We start from the raw sequence: 25329 nt of genomic DNA on the forward strand, positions 1-25329 counted from the left end.
GCCCGCGCGAGGAGTGGTGCGGGGCCTCGTGACACGAACGCCGGTCTCCTCGGTCTCCCGCACGGCGCACTGGGACGGCGTCTCCCCGATCTCCATCTTTCCCATGGGCAGAGCCCACTGACCGGTATCCCGTCGCCGCTGCATCAGGATGCGACCCGCGTCGTCCACTGGGACTGTCTCGCAGGCGGGTACCAAGCTGCTCGCCCGCTGACGGACACGTTGAATGCGCGCCGCCGCCTGGGATTCAGGTTCGATGCCTAGGCGTATTCGGCGTTCAAGGCGACCCTGGATGATCTCTCCCAGAGGGCATCGCGCCACTTCTTCCAAGACTTGGGACGCGTGGCCAGAAGCCGTTCCTCGGCAGCCTCCTCAGCAAGCTCGTCAACAGCGCCTGCGGCTGCTTCGAGCGTCTGGTGGGTGCGTCTTCTGTTGGCACGATGCGGTGCCCGCTTGCGCAGGGGGATGTTCTTCCTGGAGCTCTTGTCGTTCGCACCGTAATCATTGCGGCGATCCTTGGCGTAGCTCAGCTGCTTCTTCTCCTGCGGGCTCCTCCGCTTCACGAGTTCGCCTTCCCCGAAGATGCGCACTAGCTAGCCGCCAAAGTGACCAGCCCTCGGCCGCGGGGCGAGCGAGATTCAAGTCTCGCTCCATCCGTCCACCCTCGTTGTGGGCCCCTATGTGGGTCGCTCGCTTGCGGCCTGCCGGGCGGGCGATCTATGCGTGGCACCCCTTCGCCGAGCCGGCCCGCGCCGCGCACCGAAGTGCTCGGCCTCGATGGGCGTCAGGGGACTTAATCTCCGTTGAGGACATGCGTCATCCACTCCAGCGATCCCGTGCTGAGCACCTCGTCCGCGAGGCGCTTCGCGGACGCCGTCCGCAGCGCGGCGAGCGAGCTGTCGATCCACGGTTGGACGTTCTGGTGGCCCTGCTCGCGATACTCGACGGCCTGGATCAAGCATTCGAGCTTGTCAGCGTCGCGGGCGCAGACGGCTTCGAGACTGGTCTTCTCCTCGTACTCACCAACCGCGCCGCCCACCATCTCCGCGACCGGCTCCGGAACTCCGCGTACCTGGTCGGCGGTGACCTCCTCATTCGGCGCCGCTTTCACATAACGCTTGCCGATGTAGGGGATGTCGGTAACGCGGGTCTCCTGGGTGTCGTGGAACAGGCTCAGGAACGCCGCACGCTCAGGATTGCCACCCTCCAAGGCCGTGATCACACTCGCGCCAGCCACGCCGTCATGGTCACAGCGTGCTGGACGATCATCTCGAAAGGCGACTGCGCGCGTTCTAGAGCCGGGCCGTACAGCCGCGGCACTTGGCAGGCGCCGCCGGCCGCACATCACTCCAGCCCGCCTTCCTGACGATCTCGGCGCTCCACGGAACGCCGTCAGGAGCCAGCCATTGCCTCCCGAGCAACTGTCCAGTCCTGGGGTCGATCACCAGCTGGCTTCCCTTGTATTGGAGGGCCAGCCCGTCGAGCCCGAACGTACCGGGAACGTCGTCGACCACCTTGGTGCCCGGCGCCTTCGCCAGGAGAAGGTAAGCGGCAGCCCTGGTGCCGGGCGTCGCCGGTGAGTTGATGAGCCGCAAGGCGGCCCCCGCGAGCCATGGCTCGCGCTCGGCGGCCATCTGAGGGTCGTAACGCTCGGCGGCCATCTGAGGGTCGTAACTTGCCAGCAGGCGCGCCCTGAGCGCCGCCGGCTCCTTGGGGAGGTTCCGCAGTTCCGTCAGCGACGGCTTCAACCCCTTGGCGAGCTCCAGCCCCAACTCCAGGTCCGTCGAGGAGTATGCGGGCATGTTCTTGTCGCACCCCCGCGCGGGGCACAGCTTGGGCGAGCCGTCCCGTCGCCACGCCTTCAGGCCTTCGGCCGTGTACGGCTTCGACGACATCGGCTCGCGCCAGCCGTAGACCTCGCGGTTGGGCCCGAAGGCGAGCACCTCCATGGCCCGTTCCTCGACCTTGTAGCCGTACCCGTTCTTCGTCCGCATGACCTCCTCGGTGTCACGTCGCCAGAAACGACCCTTCGCCTCCGGTGTCGCCGCCAGCCTGGCGGCCGCACCTTCCAGCTTCTGCATGGGCGTGACCGCGACAGGCTCCACCACAGGTCGAGGCACGAGAACCGCCACAGCGCCGACCACGAGCGCCACGGCCGCCGCAACGAGCGCCATGCCCGTCCACGCCCTCCTGCCCACCCTCGCGCCGGACACAGGGGGAATCGGTGCGACTGCGAATACCCGCGCCCGCGCCGCCGCCAATTGGCCGGCCGATGGGGTCGGCGCGTCGGGCATCAGCGAGTCGATGACCTGGAACTCGTTCATCCCAACCCCTTACGAAGCTTGGTCCTGGCCCTGCTCAACCGGGACGCGACCGTCCCCGAGGCGATTCCGAGCGCCGCCGCCACCTCGTCGTACCTCAGCCCGGTGTACGCGACCAGCAGCACCACGTCGCGCTCACCCTGTGACAGCTGCGCCAGCGCCCCCGCCAGCCGGTCGACCGTGACCTTCGCGGTGAGCCAGTCCACGATCCGCTGATCGTGTCCTTCGTCGTCAGGTGGCGGCCCCGTCCTGGCTATGGCGCGGTACCTACGCACCTCGGCACGCCGATGTCTGCCGATGAGGTTGGTGGCGATGCCGTACAGCCACGGCCTGACCCCGCCAACGGCCGAGTCGAAGCGGTCGCGCTGTCTGAAGGCGATGAGGAACGTCTCCGCCGCCAGGTCTTCGGCTACGTCGAGGTCGAGCCTGCGACCGATGTAGCGCCAGATCTCCTCATAATGGGCTTCGAAGATGGCCTCGAAGACGTCAGGAGCAGTGATCACACCCTTGCTTGCCCGCAAGCGTGCGATTCTTCCAGAAAATCTTGAGTAGGCGTCACAGAGGGATGGAGTCCCGGAGCGGTAGATCGTTCGGCGCTCGAGTCCACCACCATCGGGTCTCGTTCCCCTCTGCGAGGGGCCGCCAGTACTGTGCGAGCTGAGCGCCGCCGTCCTCGTGCGTCACGGCGCGATAGCGCTCATCGAGGCGATCCAGAGTGCTGGTGAGCTTCGTGCGGGCCGTTTCTTGCAGAGCCTCGCAGTACTCTTCCACACCATCCCGGACCGTCAGGTCATTGAGGTACGTGTAGACAAAGTCCTGGCCCGGCCACCCCTCCTCCATATCGTTGATCAAGTCCTCCCATATCTGGAAAGAGGAGAGAACGCCATAGATTGGCTCCTCGGCCTGCGCCGTTTGTTCGGGCGCCCGGCCCTCGTTCTCCACGGCGAGGCGCTGAAGATCGAGGACTCTGATCATCTGGCGTTCGTCGGGAGTGAGACTTCCGGCCAGAGCCTCCGTCTCACTCCCACGCCGCGTACGGTGAATCATTACTCCCCATCGCTTACTGCTGGCGGTACCGCTTGACTGGCGCATCACCACCCGATTAGGCGCGCCGACAGCTGATAAAATGCTTTTGGCCTTTGCGGTCGTGCCGCATCCCGTTACATATCACCTCGGCCACGGCACTGGACCGCCGAGCGTGAGGCTGTGATCCGGCATGGGCAATTCTCAAGCTGCCGACAGCGCGCCCAATCGTGCATGTCATAGCGGGGCATCGCGTACCGCCCGCCACATGGCTCTGCTGGCACCGATCGCCGCCCTGCTGATCGCTGGCTGCGCCTTTCCCACAGAGGCGAGTTTCACGGCTTTCACCAACGCGTGGCCCACGCCCACGCCTACGGCAACCGCCTCCGCCTCCACACCGTCGGCGCTGAAGCCGATCGATCCGGCCATGTTCCAGTCCGCCGTCGAAGGTGCGGCGAAGAAGCTCATGGTTCCCGGCGCGCTGGTCCTGCTCCGCACCCCACAGGGAACCTTCCGGGCGGCCGTCGGCACGACCGAGCTGGGCACCGCCAGACCGCCCACCACGCGCGACCACTTCCGGATCGCCTCCAACACCAAGACCATGACGTCGGCGCTGATCCTCCTCCTGGCCCAGGACGGCGAACTCCGGCTCAGCGACCCGGTGTCCGCCTACGTTCCCGGGGTGCCCAACGGCGAGCACATCACCATCGCCGAGCTGCTGAAGATGCGCAGCGGGCTCTACAACTACACCAACGCCCCCGAACTGGCGGCGACCATGGACGCCGACCCGGGCAAGGCCCAGACGCCGCAGGCCATGCTGGACATCGCGTTCCGGCGCCCGCCGACCTTCGCACCCGGCACGTCCTTCGAGTACAGCAACACCAACTACGTGCTGCTCGGCCTCGTCGCCGAGAAAGCGGGCGGCCACCCGCTGGCCCAGCAGTTCCGGGACCGGCTGTTCGCCCCGCTCGCACTGGCGGGAAGCTCGCTCCCCGCCGCCGACGACTCGTCCCTCCCCCGGCCCTATTCGCACGGCTACATGTACGGCGGTACGGCCTACGCGATGGTCGACCGGCCCTATCCCGCCGACATGCGGGCGGCGGCCCGGTCCGGGAAGCTCCGGCCGGTGGACTACACCCATCAGAACCCCTCCTACGCCAGCGCCGGCGGAGGCGTCATCTCCACCGCGGACGACCTGGCCACCTGGATCCAGGCCCTGGTGACGGGAAAGGTCCTCAACCCGGCGTTCCAGCGGCAGTGGCTTCGCAGCCCGCGAGCCGAGGATCCGGCCGCGCCGCCCGGCGGGAAGGAATACGGGTACGGCATCGCCTACCAGCGCTTCGGTCCGAAGGCCTCGATGTACTACCACGGCGGTGAGCTGCCGGGCTTCAATTCCTTCATCGGCCAGGACACGGATCACGAAGTCACGCTGGTGATCTGGACGAACCTGACGTTGTCGCCCGGCGGCCGGACCACGGCCCAAGCCTTGTTGCCCACCGTCCTCAACCAGGTCTACGCCGGCCTCTCGCTCCCCACCGGCGTCGACTAGTCGGGAACTGGCGAAGGCAGCACTCCATCGACGCCTCGTTATGCCGGCGACAAGTCCTTAAGGGAGAGATTGATCCGGATCTCCGTGTTGCGGTATCCGGCGCGCCGGAACGCGGCCGCCATCGGCGCGTTGCCCACGTCGGTGGTGGCGGTGATGCGGGCCTCTCCGTTGGCCGCGTGCATGCGGGTGATCTCAGCGAGTATCTCGTCCACGTATCCGCGCCCCCGGGACTCCGGGACCACCCCGAGATACCCCACGTTCACGCTGTACGGCGTCGCCGAGGGGATCGCCATACCGGCCACCTCGCCCTCGACCGTATAGGCGATCCGCCACCACTCCCGCTTGCCCGGCGCTCCGAGATAGAAGTCCATCTCTTCGCGCGCGGTCGCGTCCACGCCCTTGGCCGCCACGCTCGTCCGGGTCTGGAAGTCCAGGCTGCCCTCGGCGATTCTCGCGAACACCGCCAGGAACTCCTCATCGGACGCCTCGGCGAACCGCAGCGCCCCGGACGCCGTGGGCACCCCGTCGGCCGGCGCCCACTCGAACTGCAGCCGCTCCACCTCCCGGGTGAGGCCGGCCGCGTGTGCTGCCGCCCGCCGCCATTCCACGGCCGCCGAGGTGGCCGGATCGTCACGCCAGCCGCCGCCCGCCTTGATCGCGTACTGCACTGGCCATGGGAACACCGCCAGCCCGGCCTTGATCAGTTCGGCGGCGACGGCGGTGCGCTCACCCACTTCGGGGTCCACGTCGAGGCAGTCGAGCGCGACCGGGTACGCGCTGTCCCTCGGCCCCCACCACAGCGCCCGCCCCACGACCCGGTCGCCGACCTCGGCGATCCAGGTCCACTCCGGCCGGTACATGTTCTCGGCCAGTTCTGTGAGATAACGGTCGGCGGGGATCCAGCCGACGGGCTCGGTCACGACCCACGCGGTCACCTGGTCGAGCTCCGCGGGGACGATCGGACGGTAAGAGATCACCCGAAGAGGTTAACGAACCTTTCGTCCCCACCCGTGGGCTGGCGCGGGCCCCCGTCGGTGACCACGCCTGCCGCAGTCATCGCCTGCCACGAGCGGGTCGTGGTCAAAGGCGGCGAGTCGATCCAGCTGGATGCCGACCGTCAACGCGTGGACGGTTCGCGATCGGCGGAGGAACGTACGTGCTCGACCAGCGCCGCGACATGCTCGGGAGGAGTGGTCTTGACGATGCCGTGCCCGAGGTTGAAGACGAACGGGCCTGCGCCCAGCGCGTGAAGGATGCGATCGGCCTCAGCGTGCAACGCCGGGCCTCCGGTGACAAGGAGTTGCGGGTCGAGGTTGCCCTGCACGCAGCGGCCCAGCTCACGCTGGATCTTCTGCGCCGCCCACCCCAGCGGCACCGTCGCGTCCAGGCCTACACAGTCGACCCCGGTGGCCTCGGCGAAACCGGCGTAGGACAAGCCCGCCCCCCGGGGGAAGGCGATGACCGGGACCCCGGGATGCTTCGCCTTCAGCGCCGCCACGATCGCGGCGACCGGCTCGACGCACCAGCGCTGGAAGAGGACGTCCGGAAGTATCCCAGCCCAGCTCTCGAACAACTGGACCGCCTCAGCGCCGGCCTGGATCTGACGATCGAGGAACTCGATGACCGCACCGGTGAGCAGATCGATCAAGGGCTGGAACCCGTCAGGGTCGCTCAACGCCCACTGCTTGACGACCGCGTGCTCCGACGCGGCTCCTCCTCGGCCCTCGACCATGTATGCGGCGATCGTCCAGGGCGCACCGGCATAACCGATCAGCGCGATCTCGGGAGGCAGGGCACCGGTGAGCTGCCGCACGGTCTCGTACACGGGTGCGAGCTTCTCGTGAAGACGCGACGCGCTCAAGAACTCCGCTACATCCGCTGATGAACGCACCGGCGGCGCCAGTACCGGCCCATCACCGGCCCGATACTCCAGGGTCTGACCCAACGCGGCAGCCACCTGCGGAAGATCCGCGAACACAATGGCCGCATCCAGCCCGAAGCGCCGAATCGGCTGCAGCGTGACCTCCACCGCATGCTCAGGCGAGTTGCACAGCCCCACCATCCCGCCGGCGGCCTCGCGGACCCGGTGATACTCCGGCAGGTAACGGCCCGCCTGCCGCATCAGCCAGACCGGCGGCCGCTCCGTCCGCTCGCCGGCAAGGGCACGCAAGAGAAGCTTCTCGGATCGAACACCGCCGGCCTCCTGCTTGACGACGAGCTCGTCCTCCACACCGGTTCCCACGCTGTTCCATCCTGTTCAGCCCGCTACGGCGCGACCGGCTCGTCCCGTACGCCCGACTTCACGCGGCGCCAGCCTAGCGACGAACCCTATCCCAACCCCGCAACGCCCACCCCGCCCGCCCGACTCCTGCGGCATAGGCCAGATCACCACGGTTGGGTACGCGGAGTAGCAAAATGCCGGTCCTCGCTCTGCGCAAGGACAGGCCGCTACATGTGCCTACACGTCGCCGGACGTCAGACCGACCGGACAGAAGACCCTGGTACCGCCGGTGGGGCACCTCTCCGTCATTCCCGTAGGTGAGCAAGAAGCTCGACTGCAGCAGGATATGGGCGTTCCCGGGGCAGCAGGCGGGCGGCGGAGTCCAGGTCACCGCCGCTGACGAGGGCGTGTATCTCGTGGGCGAGCGGGGTCATGTCGCGGATGGCGACCGTCCATTCGTCGGCGTAGCGTCGTACGGCCTCACCGGAGAGGCCGAGTTGCAGGGATCGGTAGGGCAGAGGCCGCGAACGCAGGTCGCGCTCGGGGTCCCACTGCACGCGGGCGGGGGCGCGCTTCAACTGACGCTGCCAGGTTGCGCGGTCGGGGTGTACGCCGCGCACGTAGCTCGACAGACACGCGTGCCGCAGCGCCCAGTCGAAGCCGTCACGGTTGATCTCGACGGCGAGCACGGTCTCCTGCCCCGCCTTGGCGCCCCGGCCGCACCGGTACATCATCCACAGGAACGACGGCTTGATCCACGTCATCCTGTCCCGCTTCCACGCGGCGGGGAAACGGCCGTCGCGGACGGCGGGCAGGCCGATTTCCGAGTCGTACGCCTGGTAGACGGTGATCGTTGAGTCCGAATAGGCGGCACGGATCCCGCGTTGCGGTTGTTCCATGGTGTACAGCGTGGGGGCGGTCGGCTCAGGCGGCCAGCGAATTTCGGCTGGCCGTTCACCGTGACGGAGAGCGTCGGCCACAGCACCGCGCGGATCGCCGGTGCGGCTTTTTCGGTACCCACCCCGCCGGCTCCTTGCCCGTGGCTTGCAGCCGGGCGGGCACGGAATCGCCTGCAACCCTCGCGCGTTGAGGAGAGCGGGCATGGGATGCCGGTGGTGTGCGAGCCGAGCAGCCCGAGCGACCGAGGCGAGAGATCTTGGAGGGGCCGTGATGGCTACGCAGACGCAGAGGGCCGTGCTGGCGGGCGGATGCTTCTGGGGGATGGAGGAGCTGATCCGCCGCCTTCCGGGTGTGACGGCGACCCGGGTCGGATACACCGGGGGTGACGTGCCGAACGCGACGTACCGTAACCACGGAACGCACGCGGAGGCCATCGAGATCTTTTTCGATCCCGAGACGACCGATTACCGCACGATCCTGGAGTTCTTCTTCCAGATCCACGACCCGAGCACCAAGAACCGCCAGGGCAACGACATCGGTCTCAGCTACCGTTCGGCGATCTACTACGTGGACGACGAGCAGAAGCGGATCGCCGAGGACACGATCGCGGACGTGGACGCCTCCGGGCTCTGGCCGGGCAAGGTCGTCACCGAGGTGGAGCCGGTCGGCCCCTTCTGGGAGGCCGAGCCCGAGCACCAGGACTACCTGCAGCATTACCCGAACGGCTACACCTGCCACTTCCCGCGTCCGGGATGGCGACTGCCCGCCCGCACGGAGGGCTGACCGCGAGGCGGCTCGGCGGAGGGCGGCAGGTGGGCTGCGGTCATGGATGCGGGACGGCGGCGCCCGTCGCGGATCCGGCGCATCCGCGCCGCCTGACCGTTCCTCGCTATCGCCGCACGCCTACGCCTGGCCGGACGTCAGCGACCGGGCAGGCCACGCCCGTGCCGTTCAGCTCAGGAATATGATCCTTCTCAGCGTCAACGGCTGCCTGCTCGTTCCTCAACCCCGTGCCACTCTGAGGTCATCGTGGGTGCCGGGACAGGGCGATCGGGGCGAAGCCGAGATCGGCCAGCGCGGCCACGCCGCGCTCGGCATGGTCGCCGCCGGCGAGCACCATGGTCCGTGCGGCGGACCTTCTGGTACGCCTCCCGCGACGCCTCCGCCGCCTCCTGCTGCTCCGGGGAGTGCCAGTAGATCGCCGAGCGGTACTGGGTGCCGGTGTCGTTGCCCTGGCGCATGCCCTGCGTCGGGTCGTGGGCCTCCCAGAAGACGCGCAGCAGTTCCCCGTACGACATCTTCGACGGGTCGTACACCACCCGGACCGCCTCCGTGTGACCGGTGAGGCCGGTGCAGACCTCCTCGTACGTCGGGTTGGCCGTGTAGCCGCCCTGGTATCCGACCGCGGTCGTGACGACCCCGGCGGTCTGCCAGAAGACGCGCTCGGCGCCCCAGAAGCAGCCCATGCCGAAGTCGGCGATCTCCGTGCCCGAAGGGTACGGCGGGGTCAGGGGCGCGTCCAGGACCGCGTGTCGCGCCGGGACCGGCATCTCCGCGGACCGCCCCGTCAGAGCGTCCGCGGGGCTGACCATCGATGTCTTGTTGCCGCCGAAGAGCCAACCCATCGTGCCACCTCCTGAGAGCCCCGCTACAAGGCGCTCAACCGTTTAGGAGGACTACATATTTCCATACAGCAATACGCATTTGTGTTTAAAGGTGGTAATGCCCGAAACTGGAGAACATGCCTGACCTGAGGCGCGGTGTGCTGTTCGGGGCTGCCGCCTACACGATGTGGGGATTGTTCCCCCTGTACTGGCCGCTGCTCAAGCCGTCAGGAGCCGTTGAGATTCTCGCGCACCGCATGGCCTGGTCGCTGGTCGCGGTGCTGGTGGTGCTGGCCGTGCGGCGCCACTGGTCCTGGATCAGCGGGCTGCTCAAGGAGCCTAGGAAGCTCGCGCTGCTGGCGCTGGCCGCCGTGATCGTCACCGTCAACTGGGGCGTGTACATCTATGCCGTCAACGCCGGTCAGGTGGTCGAGAGCGCCCTGGGGTACTTCATCAATCCGCTGATCAGCGTGTTGTTCGGCGTCGTGCTGCTCAAGGAGCGGCTCAGGCCGCTTCAGTGGGCGGCGGTCGGGTTCGGGACGCTCGCCGTGTTGGTGCTGACCATCGACTACGGCCGGCCGCCGTGGATCGCGCTGGCGCTGGCCGTCAGCTTCGGCCTGTACGGGCTGGTCAAGAAGCAGGCGAACGTGGGCGCGGCCGAGAGCCTCACCGTCGAGACCCTGGTGCTGCTCGCCCCCGCGCTGGCCTACATCCTCTATCTCGGTCAGACCGGGCAGTCCACGTTCGGAACCGAGGGGCTCGGCCATGCGGCGCTCCTGGCCGGGGCGGGAGTGATCACGGCGGTGCCGCTGCTGTGCTTCACCGCCGCCGCCATCCGGGTGCCGCTCAGCACGATCGGCCTGCTCCAGTACATCGCGCCGGTCCTGCAGTTCCTGTGCGGGGTGCTGGTCGCGAAGGAGACGATGCCGGCCAGCCGCTGGATCGGGTTCTCGATCGTGTGGCTGGCGCTGGCGATCTTCACGTACGACAGCATCCGTACGGCCCGCGCTACCCGGGCCGCGATCAGGAAATCACCCAGAACGCTCGACAACGTAGTCACATAGCGCCAAAAATGCGTTCTTGGCGGGGATGTCTGGGAGGTTGGAAATGTCGGTACGAGCCCGGTCGACCCAGGCATCCAGCTCGGCCCGCGCCTGTCCCATGGCCGGGTGCGCCCGCAGCAGCGTCAGCGCCTCCTCCAGGTCCGCCTCGGCCACCGGGCCCGACAGCAACTCCGTCAACCGCGAGGAAGCGTCGGAGGAGGCCAGGGCGTAGAGGACCGGCAGCGTACGGATGCCCTCCCGCAGATCCGTCCCCGGCGTCTTGCCCGACTCCGTCGAGGTGGACGCCACGTCGAGCAGGTCGTCCCCCAGCTGCCAGGCCACTCCGATGGCCTCGCACGCCCGGCTGAGCCGCTCCTCGACGTCGGAAGGCGCCCCGGACAGCAGCGCCCCGAACCGGCCGGAGGCCGCGATCAGGGAGCCGGTCTTGTCCGCCAGAACACTGATGTAGTGCGCCACCGGGTCCTCGTCGCCACGCGGCCCGACGGTCTCGCGGATCTGGCCCTGGACGAGGCGGGAGAAGGTCTGGGCCTGTACGCGGATGAGCTCCGGCCCGAGGTCGGCCAGGAGGTCGGACGCCTGGGCGAACAGGTAGTCGCCGGTCAGGATGGCCACGGTGTTGTCCCACCGGGCGTTGGCCGACGGCGAGCCCCGGCGTACCGGAGCCTCGTCCATGACGTCGTCGTGGTAGAGCGACCCGAGATGGGTCAGCTCGATGACCACGGCGCCGGGCACGACACCCGGCGCCGACGGATCCCCGAACTGGGCCGCCAGCAGCACCATCAGCGTACGGAAGCGCTTGCCCCCGGCCTCGATGAGGTGCTTGGACGCCTCCGTGACGAAGGCGTCCTCGCTCTCCACCGACGAGCGCAGCAGCTTCTCGACTGCGGCCAGTCCGTTGGCCACGTCCTGCGCCAACCGTTCGTCCTCAATGGGAAGGTCAACCACGGGAGGCGCGGACATACAGGATCCCCTTATCTGATGAACAGGCCGGATGCAGCCTGGTTGGCGAGGTCGAGCATGGGCTGCGGGAAGAGCCCGACTCCTACCGTAATCAGCAACGAGATGGCGATGACGGCCACGGTCCCCATACTGGGCACCGCGATCGAGGGACCGTCGGCCGCCGGGTCGCTGAAGAACATCAGGACGATGACGCGCACGTAGAAGAACGCGGCGATCGCGGAGGCGACGACGCCCAGCACGACCAGCCCGGTCATCCAGCCCCCGAGCGAGTCACCGGCCTCCGACCCGCTGGCCAGCGCGGCGGCGAAGACGGCGTACTTGCCGAAGAAGCCGCTGGTCAGCGGGATGCCGGCGAAGGCCAGCAGGAAGAAGGCGAAGATGCCCGCCAGGATCGGCGAGCGCTTGCCCAGCCCGGCCCAGCGCGACAGGTGACCCGCCTCGCCGCCGGGGTCGCGGACCATGGTGACGACCGCGAAGGCACCGACCGTGGTGATGCTGTAGACGAGCAGGTAGAACATGATCGCCGACAGCGACTTGGCGTTCTGCGCGCTCTTGTCGAACGTGGCCATGACGCCGATCAGCAGGAAGCCCGCGTGCGCGATCGAGGAGTAGGCCAGCATCCGCTTGATGTCGGTCTGCGTGATCGCCAGGATCGCGCCGACCACCATCGTCAGGGCCGCGACGGCCCACATGACCGGCCGCCAGTCCCAGTCCAGGTTGCCCAGCGCCACCCAGAACACCCGCAGCAGGGCGCCCACGGCCGCGACCAGCGTGCCGGAGGCCATGAGCGCGGTGATGGGCGTCGGAGCGCCCTGGTAGACGTCCGGCTTCCACGCCTGGAACGGCGCCGCGCCGATCTTGAACAGCAGGCCGACGCCGAGCAGCGAGAGCCCGAGCAGCAGGATCGGGTCGAGCAGCGAGCCGGTGGACAGGGCCTTGTTGATGCCGGTGAAGGACACCGTCCCGGCGAAGCCGTAGATCATGGCCGTGCCGTACAGGAAGAAGGCCGAGGAGAACGCGCCGAGCAGGAAGTACTTCATCGACGCCTCCTGCGACAGCAGGCGGCGCCGGCGGGCCAGGCCGCACAGCAGGTACAGCGGCAGCGACATGACCTCAAGGCCGACGAACATGGTCAGCAGGTCGTGCGAGGCGGGGAAGAGCAGCATGCCGCCCACCGCGAACAGGACCAGCGGGTAGACCTCGGTGTGCGAGCCACCGGCGGCCTCGGCCTCCTCCTCGTCGGCGCTGCCGGGCACGGCCGCCGCCGAGGCGACGAAGTGGCCCTCGTCGTTGATCATCAGCACGCAGACGAACGACAGGACGAGGATGACGCCCCAGATGAACAGCGAGGGTCCGTCGACCGCGACCGCGCCCATGGCGACCGGCGCCGTCGGCACGGCGCCCTTGACCACCTGCACGATGACCAGCGCGAACGCCCCGGCCAGCGACAGCAGGGTGAGCGGTACGTGGATCGACTTGCGCATGTAGCGCGGCGCGAACGCCTCTACGAGCACACCGACGACGGCCGCGCCGAAGACCAGCAGCATCGGCGCCAGCGTGCCGTATTCGATGGTCGGCGCCACGACAGCGTCGTTCACTGGCCGGCCCCCTTCTCAGCGATAGCCGGGTTGTCCACTTTCACGTTGACCAGCGTCTGGGTGACCGTGGGGTTGATCACGTCGAGCAGCGGCTTGGGGAAGAAGCCGAAGCCGATGATCAGCGCGATGAGCGGCGCGAGGACGACGATCTCGCGCACGTTCAGGTCCTTGAAGGCCTTCACCGGCTCGGCGGTCGGCCCGTTGAGCGTCCGCTGCACCATCCACAGGATGTAGACGGCGGCCAGGATCACGGCCAGTGCGGAGACGATCGCCGCGACCGCCAGCGCGCCGGAGCCGAAGGCGGAGCTGGTGTAGGTGCCGATCATCACCATGAACTCGCTGACGAACGACGACAGCCCCGGCAGCGAGAGCCCGGCCAGACCGGCGATCAGGAAGAAGCCCGCGAGCAGCGGGGTGACCTTCTGGACGCCTCCGTAGTCGGCGATGTGCGGCGAACCGCGCCGGGCGATGAGGAACCCGGCGGCCAGGAACAGCGCGCCGGTCGCGAAGCCGTGGTTGACCATGTAGAGCGCGGCGCCGGACTGCGACACCTGCGACATGGCGAACACGCCCATCACGATGAAGCCGAAGTGCGAGATCGACGTGTAGGCGATGAGCCGCTTCATGTCGGTCTGCCCGATGGCCACGATCGCGCCGTAGATGATGCTGATGACCGCGAGGACCACGATCGGCATCGTGAACGCCTTGGCCGCGTCGGGGAACAGCTCCAGGCAGAAGCGGAGCATGCCGAACGTACCGACCTTGTCGAGCACGCCCACGAGCAGCACGGCGGCGCCGGCCGGAGCCTGCGCGGCCGCGTCGGGCAGCCAGGTGTGCACCGGCCAGAGCGGCGCCTTGATCGCGAAGGCGATGAAGAAGCCGGCGAACAGCCACTTCTGCGTCGCGGGGTCCTGGATGACGCCGACGAGCTCGGGGAACATGAACGTGCCCTTGCCCGCGACCACGTACAGCGCGATGACCGCGACCAGCATGAGCAGGCCGCCGAACAGCGAGTACAGCAGGAACTTGACGGCCGCGTACGACCGCTGCGCGCCACCGTACGACCCGATCATGAAGTACATCGGGATCAGCATGGCTTCGAAGAAGACGTAGAACAGGAAGATGTCGGTCGACGCGAAGACGCCGATCATCATCGCTTCCAGCACCAGCAGCAGCGAGAAGTACGTCTTGACCGACCGCTTCGGGGTGATCAGCGTGCCGTCGGCGCTCTGCGTGCCGTCGGCGTCGTGCCAGGAGGCGAGCACCACGATCGGCACCAGCACCGCCGACAGCGCGATCAGCACGAGCGCGATGCCGTCGACGCCGACCCCGAACTTCACGCCGAAGCTCGGGATCCAGTCGTAGACCGCCTGGAACTGGAACCTGGGGCCGCCCGTCTTGAACTGGACCGCCATCACGAGCGTCAGCACCAGCACGACCAGGGACACCAGCAGCGTGGCCTGTTTGGCCAGCTTGTCACTGCCCTTGGGAAGCAGGGCCACCACGATGGCGCCCAGGACGGGCACCGCCATGAGTATCGGGAGCCAGGGTGACATCAGATGTTCCCAACGAGGAGCAGGGCGCCTGCCAGGAGGGCAGCACCGAACAGGATGGACAGCGCGTAGGATCTGGCGAAGCCCGTCTGGATCCGCCTGAGACGCCCCGAGGTCCCGCCGATGCCCGCCGCCAGGCCGTTGACCAGCCCGTCGATGCCGCGGTTGTCGAAGTACACCGCGAAGCGGGTCAGCCACTGGCCGGGGCGCATGAACAGGGACTCGTTGAGCGCGTCGCCGTAGAGGTCACGACGGGCGAACGTGGTGAGGAAGGAGCCGCGCGGCGCCACGGCGGGCACCTCGGCCCTGCCGTACCTGACCCACGCGAAGCCCGCCCCGACTGCGACCAGTGCCAGCGTGACCAGACCGGCAGTGCTGGCGAAGTCGAACTCCGGCGTCGCTTCCGCGGTGCCCACGGCGGGCGAGAGGAAGAAGTAGAGCCTGTTGCTCAGGATCAGGTAGCCGCCCAGGAAGAGCGCGCCGATCGACAGGATCATCAGCGGCCAGGTCATGACGGCGGGCGACTCGTGCGGGTGCGCGTCCTTCTCCCAGCGCTTCTCGCCGAAGAAGGTCATGAAGACCATCCGCGACATGTAGAAGCCGGTGATGCCCGCGCCGAGCACGGCCAGCCAGCCGAGGATCGGCTGGTGGTGAACGGCGGTCTCGATGATGCCGTCCTTCGTGAAATATCCGGACAGCAGCGGGAACCCGATGATCGCCAGGTAGCCGATGAAGAACGTCGCGAAGGTGATCGGCATGTGCTTGCGCAGCCCACCGTACTTCCGCATGTTCACTTCGTCGTTCATGCCGTGCATGACCGAACCGGCGCCGAGGAACAGGTCGGCCTTGAAGAAGCCGTGCGTGATCAGGTGCCCGATCGCGAAGGCGTAGCCCGCCGGGCCGAGGCCCGCGCCGAGCATCATGTAGCCGATCTGCGACATCGTCGAGCCGGCCAGGCCCTTCTTGATGTCGTCCTTCGCGCAACCGATGATGGCACCGGCCAGCAGCGTGGCCGCGCCGACGACCGAGACGGCGATCGCCTGGGTGGAGTCCGGCGGGAAGAAGAACGCACCGGAGCGGACCACCAGATAGACGCCGGCGGTGACCATGGTCGCCGCGTGGATCAGGGCCGAGACCGGAGTCGGGCCCTCCATCGCGTCGAGCAGCCAGGACTGCAGCGGCAGCTGCGCCGACTTGCCGCACGCGCCGAGGAGCAGCAGCAGGCCGATCGCGGTGACCGCGCCGCCGGACGGCGGGTGCTCGGCGATCTGCTTGCCCAGCTCGCTGAAGGTCAGCGTGTGGAACGTGGCCAGAATGATGAACATGCCGACCAGCAGCCCGAAGTCACCGACGCGGTTGACGATGAACGCCTTCTTGGCCGCGACCGCCGCCGAGGGCTTGAACTGCCAGAACCCGATGAGCAGGTACGAGGCCAGGCCCACGCCCTCCCAGCCGATGAACAGCCCCACGTAGTTGTCGGCCAGCACCAGCAGGAGCATCGCGGCGACGAAGAGGTTCAGGTAGGAGAAGAACCGGCGCCGCTCGGGGTCGTGCGACATGTAGCCGATCGAGTAGATGTGGATCAGCGATCCGACACCCGTGATCAGCAGCGCGAAGCTGATCGACAGCGGGTCGATCAGCAACCCCATGTCGACCATGCCAGGAATGAACTCATACAGATGTACGGCCTGACGGCGCTGTTCAGCCGGTAGGCCGATGATCTCAAGGAAGGTCAGCACCGCCACGACGAACGAGGCGAGGGACATGGCCACGCCCAGCAGATGGCCCCACCGGTTCGTCATGCGTCCGAGGATCAGCAGGATCGCCGCACCCAGCAACGGGAAGGCGATCATCAGCCAAGAGGCCCCGATCATGCCGCCGGCGGTGTGCTGGACGATCTCAGCAGGAGATTCCACCAGTCACCTCTAGTACTTCAGCAGGTTGGCGTCGTCCACCGACGCTGACCTGCGGGTTCGGAAGATCGTCACGATGATGGCCAGGCCGACCACGACCTCGGCCGCGGCCACCACCATCACGAAGAACGCGATGATCTGGCCCTCGAGGTTGCCGTTCTGCCTGGCGAAGGCGACGAACGCGAGGTTGCAGGCGTTGAGCATGAGCTCGACGCACATGAACACCACGATCGCGTTGCGCCGGATCAGCACGCCCATCGCGCCGATGGCGAACAGCAGGCCCGACAGGACGAGGTAATGAGTGGTCACTTGGACTCCTCCTCAGCCGACTCGACGGCGGCCCTGTGCTTGATGGCCTCGGCGAGCTTCGGGTCCGCGGGCAGATGATCCTGCTCGACGTCGAACCGCGCGATGTAGCGGTTGACCGAGCTCTCCGCGACCGAGCCGTCGGGCAGCAGCGCCGGCATGTCGATGGCGTTGCTCCTGGCGTAGGTGCCGGGTCCGGGCAGCGGCGACGGGCGCTCGCCGAGGAACCGGGCGCGGGCCAGGTCCTTCTGCGAAGGCCGTACGGTCAGCCGCTCGCGGTGTGCCAGCACCATCGCGCCCAGCGCGGCGGTGATCAGCAGCGCCGAGGTGATCTCGAAGGCGAAGACGTACTTCGTGAAGAGCAGCAGCGCCAGCGAGCGGATGTAACCGGCCTGCCCGATGGCCGAGGCCAGCCCCGCCTCCTTGGCGAAGACGGCGTTGCCGATGGCCAGGATGACCAGCGCGGCGAAGCCGACGGCGGCGATCGCGGCCCAGAAGCGCTGGCCCCTCAGCGTCTCGACCAGCGAGTCTGAGGAGTCGACGCCGACCAGCATGAGCACGAACAGGAAGAGCATCATGACGGCGCCGGTGTAGACGATGATCTGCACCGCGGCCAGGAAGGGCGCGTCCTGCACGGCGTAGAGGACCGCGAGGCAGAGCATCACGGTGCCGAGCATCAGCGCCGAGTAGACGGCCTTCCGGTTGAACACCATGCCGAGTGCCGCACCGACGGATACGACGGCGAGCACCCAGAAGGTAATGGTCTCACCCATTGGTCCGTCCCAGCCGGTAGTAGTCCTCTTCGGTGTCCCCGAGCCGCATGGGGTGCGGAGGCTGCTCCATCCCCTGGGTCAGGGGCGCGAGGAGCATCTCCTTGGTGAAGATGAGGCCCTCGCGGCTGCTGTCGGCCAGCTCGTACTCGTTGGTCATCGTGAGGGCCCGGGTCGGGCACGCCTCGATGCACAGACCGCAGAGAATGCACCGCAGATAGTTGATCTGGTAGGTGCGGCCGTAACGCTCACCCGGCGAGAAGCGCTCCGCGTCGGTGTTGTCAGCACCCTCCACGTAGATGGCGTCGGCCGGGCACGCCCAGGCGCACAGCTCGCAGCCGACGCACTTCTCCAGCCCGTCAGGCCAGCGGTTGAGCTGGTGCCGCCCGTGGAAGCGAGGCGCCGTGGGCCTCTTCTCCTCCGGGTAGTTCACCGTGACGGGCTTCTTGAACATCGTGTGGAAGGTGACCCCGAAGCCCTTGACGGGGTTCAGCCAATCAGTTAGTCCCACTGGGAATCTCCTTGTGCTGCACCCCGTGGTAGTGCGGCAGGTCGAGCGGCGGCACAGGGAAGCCACCGGCCGTTGGCTCGTTGGACAGCTCCTCGAACTCCGCCTCGACCTCCGCCTTTCTCGCTTCCTTGCGGCGCTGGTTCACGGTGTCGAACCGGGCCCAGATGCCGAGCGCGCCGACGATGACGATCACCGCGACCACCATGACGGGTGCCAGGCTGCCCTGGAAGCCGGCTTCGCCGTTCTTGACGTACATGACGGTCCGGATCGTGGCGACCAACATGATCCACGCCAGGTTGACCGGGATGAGAACCTTCCACCCCAGCGACATGAGCTGGTCGTAGCGGACGCGCGGCAGCGAGGCCCGCACCCACACCACGAAGCAGAAGACCAGCACGAACTTGACGAAGAACCACAGCAGCGGCCACCAGCCCTCGTTCGCCCCGGCCCAGAACCACGTGATCGGGAACGGAGCCCGCCACCCGCCGAGGAACAGCGTGATGGCCATCGCCGAGGCGACGAAGGTGTGCAGGTATTCGCCCATCATGATCAGTGCGAACTTCAGCGACGAGGAGTACTCGGTCTGGAAGCCGCCGACCAGCTCGCCCTCACCCTCGGGCAGGTCGAACGGGATACGCGCGGCCTCACCGAAGGCGCAGAACACGTAGATCAGGAACGACGGCAGCAGCAGGACGACGTACCAGGAGGGCATCGACATGCCCCACAGCTCGCCGCCGGTCGCCTGCGACTTGACGATCTCCGACGTCGACAGCGTCCCCGCGAACAGGAACACGCCGACGAACGACAGACCCATCGCGATCTCGTACGAGACCACCTGCGCCGCCGACCGGAGCCCGCCCAGCAGCGCGTACGGCGAGCGCGACGACCAGCCGGCCAGCACCACGCCGTAGACCGAGATGGCGCCCATGGCCAGCATGAACAGCACGGCCACCGGCAGGTCGACCAGCTGCAGCGGCGTCCGCACGCCGAACAGGTTGACCATCGGCCCGAACGGGGTGATCGAGAAGGCCAGGAAGGCCGGGATCACCATGATGACCGGGGCCAGCAGGTAGAGCAGCTTGTCGACGGTCCGCGGGAAGAGGTCTTCCTTCAGGCCCATCTTGATGCCGTCGGCCACCGACTGGAGCAGGCCGAACTTGCCCGCCCGGTTGGGGCCGATGCGGTTCTGCATCCTGGAGATCAGCTTCCGTTCGAACCAGACGCCGAACAGGATGCAGACCATCAGGAAGACGAACAGCAGCACGGCCTTGATGATCGTGATCCAGAGCGGATCCTTGCCGAAGTCGGCAAGAGTCGGATCAGTCAGGAGAACAGGGATCATGAGGCGCTCCCGATCGTGACGATGTCGCCGCTCGCCGCGCCGAGATCGCGCGTGACCGAGCAGCCGCCGGAGTTCGCCGGCACCCAGACGACCCGGTCCGGCAGGTCGGCGACGCGCACCGGCAACGTGACCGCGTTGGGTCCTTGACCGCCGACGACCAGCTTGTCGCCGTCGACGACGCCGATCTCCGCCGCCGTGGCCTCCGAGACCAGCGCCTCGGCCGAGCGGGCGGTGCCCGCGAGGTACGGCTCGCCGTCCTGCAGGCGGCCGTCGTCGAGCAGCAGGTGCCAGCTGGCCAGCAGCGCCTCGCCCGTCCGCGGCGCGAGCTGCGAGCGGGTGGCGGTGCTGGGGGCGGCGACGCGGGTGCCGCGCCAGGCGCCGATCGCGGTCAGCTCGCGGCGGGCGGCCGCGGCGTCGGGCAGGCCCAGGTGGACGTCCATCCGGTCGGCCAGGTTGGTGATCACGGCCAGGTCGCTCTGCAGGCCGGGCACCCTGAGCGGGGCGCCGAACGAGCGGCCCCTGCCCTCCCAGTTGACGAACGTGCCGCCCTTCTCCTGCACGGCGGCGACCGGCAGGACCACGTCGGCCCGGTCGGTGACCGCGCTGGCGCGGATCTCCAGGCTGACGATGAATGGGGTGTTCTCCAGCGCGGCCAGCGCCGCGGCCGGGTCGGCCAGGTCGTAGGGGTCGACACCGGCCACGACCAGCGCGTCGAGCTTGCCCTCCAGTGCCGCGAGGAGCATGCCCGTGGTGTCGCGGCCCGGCGCGTCGGGCAGCGAGCCGACGTTCCACGCCCTGGCGACCTCGGCCCTGGCGCTCTCGTCGCCGACCGGGCGGCCGATGGGCAGCAGGTTCGGCAGCGCGCCCGCCTCGATGGCCCCCCGCTCTCCGGCCCGGCGCGGGACCCAGGCGAGCTTGGCACCGGACGCCGTGCTGAGGCGTACAAGGGCGGACAGAGCACCCGGAACCGTGGCGAGCCGCTCGCCGGCGAGCACGATCGTGCCCTCCGCGAGCGAGCCGACCAGGTCCCCGATCGCGTCGGCCTCCGCGCCCGGCGCGGTGCGGATGAGCGTGCCGCCCATCTTGGCCAGGCCGTTGGTGGCGAACGGGGCGATCGCCGTGACCTTGAGGCCCTTCTTCATCCACGCCTTGCGCAGGCGCAGGAAGACGATCGGCGACTCGTCCTCGGGCTCGAACCCGACGAGCAGCACGGCAGGGGCGCTCTCGAGGTCACTGTAGGAAACCTCGATGCCCCTGCCGGCCACGGTGTGGGCCAGGAACTGCGCCTCCTCGGCGGAGTGCGGCCTGGCGCGGAAATCGATGTCGTTGCTGCCGAGGGCGAGCCGGGCGAACTTGGCGTAGGCGTAGGCGTCCTCGACCGTGACCCGGCCGCCCACCAGCACGCCGGCCCTGCCGCGGGCGGCGGCCAGGCCGCGGGCCGCGACGCTGAGCGCCTCCGGCCACGAGGCGGGTTCGAGCACGCCGTCCTCGTTGCGTACCAGCGGCGTCTTGAGCCGGTCGGGCTGCGTGGCGTAGGAGAACGCCCAGCGGCCCTTGTCGCAGTTCCACTCCTCGTTGACCTGCGGGTCGTTGCCCGCCAGGCGGCGGGTGACCCGGCCGCGCCGGTGGTCGGTGCGCAGGCTGCAACCGGAGGCGCAGTGCTCGCACGCGCTCGGCGTGGAGACCAGGTCGAACGGCCTGGCCCGGAACCGGTAGGCGGCGCCGGTCAGCGCGCCGACCGGGCAGATCTGCACCGTGTTGCCAGAGAAGTAGGAGTCGAACGGCTTGCCGTCGGCGACACCCACCTGCTCCTTGGCCCCGCGCTCGAAGAAGTCGATGAACGGGTCACCGGCGATCTGGTCGGAGAAGCGGATGCAGCGGGCGCACTGGACGCAGCGCTCGCGGTCGAGCAGGACCTGCGAGGACAACGGCAGCGGCTTGGGGAAGGTCCGCTTCTGCTCCTGGAACCTGGACTCGCCCTGGCCGTTGGACATCGCCTGGTTCTGCAGGGGGCACTCGCCGCCCTTGTCGCAGACCGGGCAGTCCAGCGGGTGGTTCATGAGCAGCAGCTCCATCGCCCCGCGCTGCGCCTTCTCGGCGACCGGCGAGGTGAGCTGGGTCTGCACTACCATGCCCTCGGCGACCTCGATCGCGCAGGACGGCTGCGGCTTGGGGAAGCCGCGCCCGTTGCCGGCGTCGGGGATGTCGACCAGGCACTGGCGGCAGTTGGCCGCCGGGTCGAGCAGCGGGTGGTCGCAGAAGCGCGGGATCTGGATGCCCAGCAGCTCTGCCGCCCTGATGATCAGGGTGCCCTTCGGGACGCTGACCTGGAACCCGTCGATGCTCAGGGTCACCAATTTGATCTCTACGGCGTCGGGCCCTACACGGGTTGTTGTCACTGGTCACCCCAGAGAGTGGACTTCTTCGCGTCGAACGGGCAGCCGCCGACCTCGAAGTGCTTGAGGTACTCGTCGCGGAAGTACTTCACCGAGGAGTGGATCGGGCTCGTCGCGCCGTCACCGAGCGCGCAGAACGAGCGGCCCAGGATGTTGTCCGCGATGTCGGTGATCGTGGACAGGTCCTCCTCGGTGCCCTGGCCCTTCTCCAGGCGCTTGAGCACCTGCTTGAGCCAGTAGGTGCCCTCGCGGCACGGCGTGCACTTGCCGCACGACTCGTGGGCGTAGAACTCCGTCCAGCGCAGCACCGTACGGACCACGCAGGTCGTCTCGTCGAAGATCTGCAAGGCGCGGGTGCCGAGCATGGAGCCCTTGGCGCCGACCGACTCGAAGTCGAGCGGCACGTCCAGGTGCTCGTCGGTGAAGATCGGTGTGGACGAGCCGCCCGGGGTCCAGAACTTGATCTCGTGGCCCTCGCGGATCCCGCCCGCCATGTCGAGCAGCTCGCGCAGCGTGATGCCGAGCGGTGCCTCGTACTGGCCGGGCCGGGTGACGTGGCCGCTCAGCGAGAAGATGCCGAAGCCCTTGGACTTCTCGGTGCCCATCCCGGCGAACCAGTCGGCCCCGTTGGTCACGATTGAGGGAACACTGGCCACAGACTCCACGTTGTTCACGACAGTAGGCGAGGCATACAGGCCCGCCACGGCCGGGAACGGGGGCTTGAGCCGCGGTTGACCTCTGAAGCCTTCGAGCGAGTCGAGCAGCGCCGTCTCCTCGCCACAGATGTACGCCCCCGCGCCGCTGTGCACGACGAGTTCGAGGTCGTAGCCGGAGCCGAGGATGTCGGTGCCGAGATAGCCCTTCTCGTACGCCTCGCGCACGGCCGCGTGCAGCCGCCGGATGACGTGCAGCACCTCGCCCCGTACGTAGATGAAGGCGTGGTTGGCCCGGATCGCGTAGGCGGTGATGATGACGCCCTCGACCAGCGAGTGCGGATTGGCCATCATCAGCGGGATGTCCTTGCAGGTGCCCGGCTCCGACTCGTCGGCGTTGACGACGAGATAGTGCGGCTTGCCGTCGCCCTGGGGGATGAAGCCCCACTTCATGCCGGTCGGGAAGCCCGCGCCGCCGCGGCCGCGCAGCCCCGAGTCCTTGACGGCCTGGATGACCGCGTCGGGGTCCATCCCCAGCGCCTTCTTGGCCGCCTCATACTCGCCGTAGCCGGCGAGGGTGAAGGAGTTGGCCTGGTCCCAGTTCGCGGTCAGGACCGGGGTGAGAGTCGTGCTCATGCCTCTGGGGCCTTCCATCCGTTGGCCTTGGCGACCTTGAGGCCCTCCAGCGAGGGGCCCGCCGCCGACGGGCCGTCGCCCGCCAGGTCGTCGGGCAGGCCCGCGAGCACCCGCGAGGCCTCCTTGAAGGTGCAGAGCTTCTTCGGCCCCCTGGTCGGCCGGACGTCCTTGCCGTCGCGCAGGTCGTCGACGAGCTGCTTGGCCGACTCGGGCGTCTGGTTGTCGAAGAACTCCCAGTTGACCATCATGACCGGGGCGAAGTCGCAGGCCGCGTTGCACTCGAGGCGTTCGAGCGAGACCTTGCCGTCGGCGGTGGTCTCCTCGTGGCCGATGCCGGCGTGCTCCGACAGCTCTTCCCAGATCTGGTCGCCGCCCATGACGGCGCAGAGCGCGTTGATGCAGACGCCGACGTGGTAGTCACCGGCCGGCTTGCGCTTGTACATGGTGTAGAACGTCGCGACGCCGACGACCTCGGCCTTGCTGAGGCCCAGCATCTCCGCGCAGAACTCCTGCCCGTCGTCGGAGACGTGACCGTCTTCGGACTGCACGAGGTGGAGCAGCGGCAGCAGTGCCGACCGCGTCTTCGGATAGCGTCCGATGATCTCCTTGGCGTCTCGTTCGAGACGCTCTCGGACTTCCGGTGAGTAAGTCACCGGTCCACACCTCCCATGACGGGGTCGATAGATGCCACCGCGGCGATCACGTCCGCGACCTGGCCGCCCTCCGCCATGGCGGGGAAGCCTTGCAGGTTGCAGAAGGACGGCTCGCGGAAGTGGACACGGTAGGGGCGGGTGCCGCCGTCGCTCACCACGTGCGCGCCGAGCTCGCCCTTGGGCGACTCGATCGAGGCGTACGCCTGCCCGGCCGGCACCCGGAATCCCTCGGTCACCAGCTTGAAGTGGTGGATGAGGGCCTCCATGGAGCTGCCCATGATGTGCGCGATGTGGTCGGGCGAGTTGCCGAAGCCGTCGGGGCCCAGCGCGAGCTGCGCGGGCCAGCCGATCTTCTTGTCCTCGATCATCACGGGGTCGCCCTTGAGCGGCCCGGCGATGCGGTCGAGAGCCTGCTCGACGATCTTGAGCGACTCCTCCATCTCCCGCATCCGGACCAGGTAGCGGGAGAACACGTCGCAGCCGCGCTCGGTCGCCACCTCGAACTCGTAGGTCTCGTAGCCGCAGTAGGGCTGCGACTTGCGCAGGTCCCACGGCAGTCCGGCCGAGCGGAGGATCGGCCCGGTGATGCCCAGGGCCATGCAGCCGGTCAGGTCGAGGTAGCCCACGTCCTTGGTGCGGCGCAGGTAGACGGGGTTCTCGTCGAGCAGCTTGCGGATGTCCTTGATCCGCTGTGGCATGATCTTGAGGAACTCGCCGATCTTGTCGACCGCACCAGCGGGCAGGTCCACGCTGACGCCGCCGGGGCGGACGTAGGCGTGGTTCATGCGCAGCCCGGTGATGTACTCGAACAGGTCCATGATCAGCTCGCGGTCGCGGTAGCCGAACAGGAACGGCGTGGTCGCGCCGAGCTCCATGCCGAACGTGCCCATCGCCACCAGGTGCGAGGAGATCCGGTTGAGCTCCATCATCATCACGCGGATGGCCTGCGCCCGGTCCGGGACGCGGTCCTCGATGCCGAGCAGCTTCTCGACGCCCAGGCAGTAGGCGGTCTCGTTGAAGATCGGCGAGAGGTAGTCCATGCGGGTGACGAACGTGGTGCCCTGCGTCCACGTGCGGTATTCGAGGTTCTTCTCGATGCCGGTGTGCAGGTAGCCGATGACGCTGCGCGCCTCGGTGACCGTCTCACCGTCGAGGGTCAGGACCAGCCTCAGCACGCCGTGCGTGGACGGGTGCTGCGGGCCCATGTTGATGACCAGCCGCTCGTCGTCGGAGTCACGGACGCCGCTGACGACCTCGTCCCAGTCCGCGCCGGTGACCGAGTAGACCTTGCCCTCGGTCGCCTCGTCATATCCGGTGCTCACGAGTGAACCTCACTTCGTTCGTCTACGAGCTCGATGC

Annotated in this window: 23 protein-coding genes and 2 pseudogenes; 3 read left to right on the forward strand and 22 right to left on the reverse strand. The window is 68.1% G+C overall.

Going from position 1 to position 25329, the window contains the following annotated elements; translation table 11 throughout:
• Window positions 1-30: 30 nt before the first annotated feature.
• The 6 genes and pseudogenes from LDL49_RS58695 to LDL49_RS38245 form a co-directional block, all read right to left on the reverse strand.
• Window positions 31-318 (reverse strand): annotated as a pseudogene (locus tag LDL49_RS58695) (NUDIX domain-containing protein); the annotation flags it as partial.
• Window positions 258-587 (reverse strand): hypothetical protein, encoded by a 330-nt coding sequence (locus LDL49_RS38225; protein WP_225298885.1) that lies wholly within the window; start codon window positions 585-587, stop codon window positions 258-260. The gene LDL49_RS38225 and the pseudogene LDL49_RS58695, both read right to left, overlap by 61 nt.
• A gap of 203 nt (window positions 588-790) precedes the next feature.
• Window positions 791-1243: pseudogene (locus LDL49_RS38230) on the reverse strand (HD domain-containing protein); the annotation flags it as partial.
• A 46-nt stretch (window positions 1244-1289) separates the two neighbouring features.
• A complete protein-coding gene (locus tag LDL49_RS38235; RefSeq protein ID WP_225298887.1) occupies window positions 1290-2321 on the reverse strand; it encodes a hypothetical protein in 1032 nt (343 codons plus the stop codon).
• Window positions 2318-2839, reverse strand: coding sequence for an RNA polymerase sigma factor (locus tag LDL49_RS38240; RefSeq protein ID WP_225298889.1), 522 nt, complete (start codon window positions 2837-2839; stop codon window positions 2318-2320). The genes LDL49_RS38235 and LDL49_RS38240 overlap by 4 nt, the downstream gene beginning before the upstream one ends.
• Window positions 2840-2873: 34 nt before the next feature.
• Window positions 2874-3293, reverse strand: coding sequence for a hypothetical protein (locus tag LDL49_RS38245; protein WP_225298890.1), 420 nt, complete (start codon window positions 3291-3293; stop codon window positions 2874-2876).
• A 316-nt stretch (window positions 3294-3609) separates the two neighbouring features.
• Here LDL49_RS38245 and LDL49_RS38250 point away from each other — a divergent pair, with 316 nt between their 5' ends.
• A complete protein-coding gene (locus LDL49_RS38250) occupies window positions 3610-4890 on the forward strand; it encodes a serine hydrolase domain-containing protein (RefSeq protein ID WP_225298892.1) in 1281 nt (426 codons plus the stop codon).
• A gap of 38 nt (window positions 4891-4928) precedes the next feature.
• Here LDL49_RS38250 and LDL49_RS38255 read toward each other — a convergent pair whose 3' ends face one another.
• The 3 genes from LDL49_RS38255 to LDL49_RS38265 all read right to left on the reverse strand — a co-directional run bounded on the left by LDL49_RS38255 (window position 4929) and on the right by LDL49_RS38265 (window position 8010).
• Complete coding sequence (locus LDL49_RS38255) at window positions 4929-5867, reverse strand: GNAT family N-acetyltransferase (RefSeq protein ID WP_225298894.1); 939 nt, start codon at window positions 5865-5867, stop codon at window positions 4929-4931.
• A gap of 140 nt (window positions 5868-6007) precedes the next feature.
• Window positions 6008-7120 (reverse strand): uroporphyrinogen decarboxylase, encoded by a 1113-nt coding sequence (gene hemE, locus LDL49_RS38260; protein ID WP_225298895.1) that lies wholly within the window; start codon window positions 7118-7120, stop codon window positions 6008-6010.
• Window positions 7121-7416: 296 nt separating this feature from the next.
• Window positions 7417-8010: a DUF4291 domain-containing protein gene (locus LDL49_RS38265; protein ID WP_225298897.1), complete on the reverse strand. Its 594-nt coding sequence runs from the start codon at window positions 8008-8010 to the stop codon at window positions 7417-7419.
• A gap of 271 nt (window positions 8011-8281) precedes the next feature.
• On the opposite strand from LDL49_RS38265, the gene msrA (LDL49_RS38270) reads away from it, so the two are divergent.
• Entirely contained in the window at window positions 8282-8794 is a 513-nt protein-coding gene (gene msrA, locus LDL49_RS38270; RefSeq protein WP_225298899.1) for a peptide-methionine (S)-S-oxide reductase MsrA, read from the forward strand.
• Window positions 8795-8991: 197 nt separating this feature from the next.
• Here msrA (LDL49_RS38270) and msrA (LDL49_RS38275) read toward each other — a convergent pair whose 3' ends face one another.
• Complete coding sequence (gene msrA, locus LDL49_RS38275) at window positions 8992-9636, reverse strand: peptide-methionine (S)-S-oxide reductase MsrA (RefSeq protein WP_225298900.1); 645 nt, start codon at window positions 9634-9636, stop codon at window positions 8992-8994.
• Between the two features lie 116 nt (window positions 9637-9752).
• Between msrA (LDL49_RS38275) and rarD the strand changes: the two genes are divergently transcribed.
• Complete coding sequence (gene rarD / locus LDL49_RS38280; RefSeq protein WP_225298903.1) at window positions 9753-10679, forward strand: EamA family transporter RarD; 927 nt, start codon at window positions 9753-9755, stop codon at window positions 10677-10679.
• On the opposite strand, the gene LDL49_RS38285 is transcribed toward rarD, so the two are convergent.
• From LDL49_RS38285 to LDL49_RS38340, 12 genes are read right to left on the reverse strand one after another with little or no spacing between them, the layout of a single operon-like run.
• A complete protein-coding gene (locus LDL49_RS38285) occupies window positions 10647-11639 on the reverse strand; it encodes a polyprenyl synthetase family protein (RefSeq protein ID WP_225298905.1) in 993 nt (330 codons plus the stop codon). The two genes, rarD and LDL49_RS38285, sit on opposite strands and share 33 nt — an antisense overlap.
• Before the next feature lie 11 nt (window positions 11640-11650).
• Entirely contained in the window at window positions 11651-13237 is a 1587-nt protein-coding gene (nuoN, locus tag LDL49_RS38290) for an NADH-quinone oxidoreductase subunit NuoN (RefSeq protein WP_225298907.1), read from the reverse strand.
• Window positions 13234-14793: an NADH-quinone oxidoreductase subunit M gene (locus LDL49_RS38295; protein WP_225298908.1), complete on the reverse strand. Its 1560-nt coding sequence runs from the start codon at window positions 14791-14793 to the stop codon at window positions 13234-13236. The genes nuoN and LDL49_RS38295 overlap by 4 nt, the downstream gene beginning before the upstream one ends.
• Window positions 14793-16664 carry an NADH-quinone oxidoreductase subunit L gene (nuoL, locus tag LDL49_RS38300; RefSeq protein WP_225299100.1) on the reverse strand — a complete coding sequence of 624 codons (1872 nt, stop codon included), beginning with the start codon at window positions 16662-16664 and terminating at the stop codon, window positions 14793-14795. The genes LDL49_RS38295 and nuoL overlap by 1 nt, the downstream gene beginning before the upstream one ends.
• Window positions 16665-16715: 51 nt before the next feature.
• The gene (gene nuoK / locus LDL49_RS38305; protein ID WP_214640635.1) at window positions 16716-17012 is read right to left on the reverse strand and encodes an NADH-quinone oxidoreductase subunit NuoK; all 297 of its coding nucleotides are present in this window, start codon (window positions 17010-17012) and stop codon (window positions 16716-16718) included.
• Window positions 17009-17782, reverse strand: a complete 774-nt coding sequence (locus LDL49_RS38310) for an NADH-quinone oxidoreductase subunit J (RefSeq protein WP_225298910.1) — start codon at window positions 17780-17782, stop codon at window positions 17009-17011. The genes nuoK and LDL49_RS38310 overlap by 4 nt, the downstream gene beginning before the upstream one ends.
• On the reverse strand, window positions 17775-18290 hold the full coding sequence (nuoI, locus tag LDL49_RS38315) for an NADH-quinone oxidoreductase subunit NuoI (protein ID WP_225298912.1): 516 nt from the start codon (window positions 18288-18290) through the stop codon (window positions 17775-17777). Before nuoI ends, LDL49_RS38310 begins: the two co-directional genes overlap by 8 nt.
• Window positions 18277-19632, reverse strand: a complete 1356-nt coding sequence (gene nuoH, locus LDL49_RS38320) for an NADH-quinone oxidoreductase subunit NuoH (protein WP_225298914.1) — start codon at window positions 19630-19632, stop codon at window positions 18277-18279. Before nuoH ends, nuoI begins: the two co-directional genes overlap by 14 nt.
• Complete coding sequence (locus LDL49_RS38325; protein WP_372470524.1) at window positions 19629-21995, reverse strand: NADH-quinone oxidoreductase subunit G; 2367 nt, start codon at window positions 21993-21995, stop codon at window positions 19629-19631. The genes nuoH and LDL49_RS38325 overlap by 4 nt, the downstream gene beginning before the upstream one ends.
• Window positions 21996-22027: 32 nt before the next feature.
• Window positions 22028-23317, reverse strand: a complete 1290-nt coding sequence (gene nuoF, locus LDL49_RS38330) for an NADH-quinone oxidoreductase subunit NuoF (protein ID WP_219529170.1) — start codon at window positions 23315-23317, stop codon at window positions 22028-22030.
• Window positions 23314-23970, reverse strand: coding sequence for an NADH-quinone oxidoreductase subunit NuoE (gene nuoE / locus LDL49_RS38335; RefSeq protein WP_225298918.1), 657 nt, complete (start codon window positions 23968-23970; stop codon window positions 23314-23316). The genes nuoF and nuoE overlap by 4 nt, the downstream gene beginning before the upstream one ends.
• Window positions 23967-25292, reverse strand: coding sequence for an NADH-quinone oxidoreductase subunit D (locus LDL49_RS38340; protein WP_225298920.1), 1326 nt, complete (start codon window positions 25290-25292; stop codon window positions 23967-23969). The genes nuoE and LDL49_RS38340 overlap by 4 nt, the downstream gene beginning before the upstream one ends.
• Window positions 25293-25329: the final 37 nt, after the last annotated feature.

This window comes from Nonomuraea aurantiaca (assembly GCF_020215705.1).
Taxonomy (GTDB): domain Bacteria; phylum Actinomycetota; class Actinomycetes; order Streptosporangiales; family Streptosporangiaceae; genus Nonomuraea; species Nonomuraea aurantiaca.

Bases quoted from the DNA above. Each gene is read 5' to 3' on its own strand.
- LDL49_RS38235 (WP_225298887.1), bottom strand. From the start codon at position 2,321: ATGAACGAGTTCCAGGTCATCGACTCGCTGATGCCCGACGCGCCGACC.
- LDL49_RS38245 (WP_225298890.1), bottom strand. From the start codon at position 3,293: ATGATCAGAGTCCTCGATCTTCAGCGCCTCGCCGTGGAGAACGAGGGC.
- LDL49_RS38250 (WP_225298892.1), top strand. From the start codon at position 3,610: ATGGCTCTGCTGGCACCGATCGCCGCCCTGCTGATCGCTGGCTGCGCC.
- LDL49_RS38265 (WP_225298897.1), bottom strand. From the start codon at position 8,010: ATGGAACAACCGCAACGCGGGATCCGTGCCGCCTATTCGGACTCAACG.
- msrA (WP_225298899.1), top strand. From the start codon at position 8,282: ATGGCTACGCAGACGCAGAGGGCCGTGCTGGCGGGCGGATGCTTCTGG.
- msrA (WP_225298900.1), bottom strand. From the start codon at position 9,636: ATGGGTTGGCTCTTCGGCGGCAACAAGACATCGATGGTCAGCCCCGCG.
- rarD (WP_225298903.1), top strand. From the start codon at position 9,753: ATGCCTGACCTGAGGCGCGGTGTGCTGTTCGGGGCTGCCGCCTACACG.
- LDL49_RS38285 (WP_225298905.1), bottom strand. From the start codon at position 11,639: ATGTCCGCGCCTCCCGTGGTTGACCTTCCCATTGAGGACGAACGGTTG.
- LDL49_RS38295 (WP_225298908.1), bottom strand. From the start codon at position 14,793: ATGTCACCCTGGCTCCCGATACTCATGGCGGTGCCCGTCCTGGGCGCC.
- nuoL (WP_225299100.1), bottom strand. From the start codon at position 16,664: ATGATCGGGGCCTCTTGGCTGATGATCGCCTTCCCGTTGCTGGGTGCG.
- LDL49_RS38310 (WP_225298910.1), bottom strand. From the start codon at position 17,782: ATGGGTGAGACCATTACCTTCTGGGTGCTCGCCGTCGTATCCGTCGGT.
- nuoH (WP_225298914.1), bottom strand. From the start codon at position 19,632: ATGATCCCTGTTCTCCTGACTGATCCGACTCTTGCCGACTTCGGCAAG.
- nuoF (WP_219529170.1), bottom strand. From the start codon at position 23,317: ATGAGCACGACTCTCACCCCGGTCCTGACCGCGAACTGGGACCAGGCC.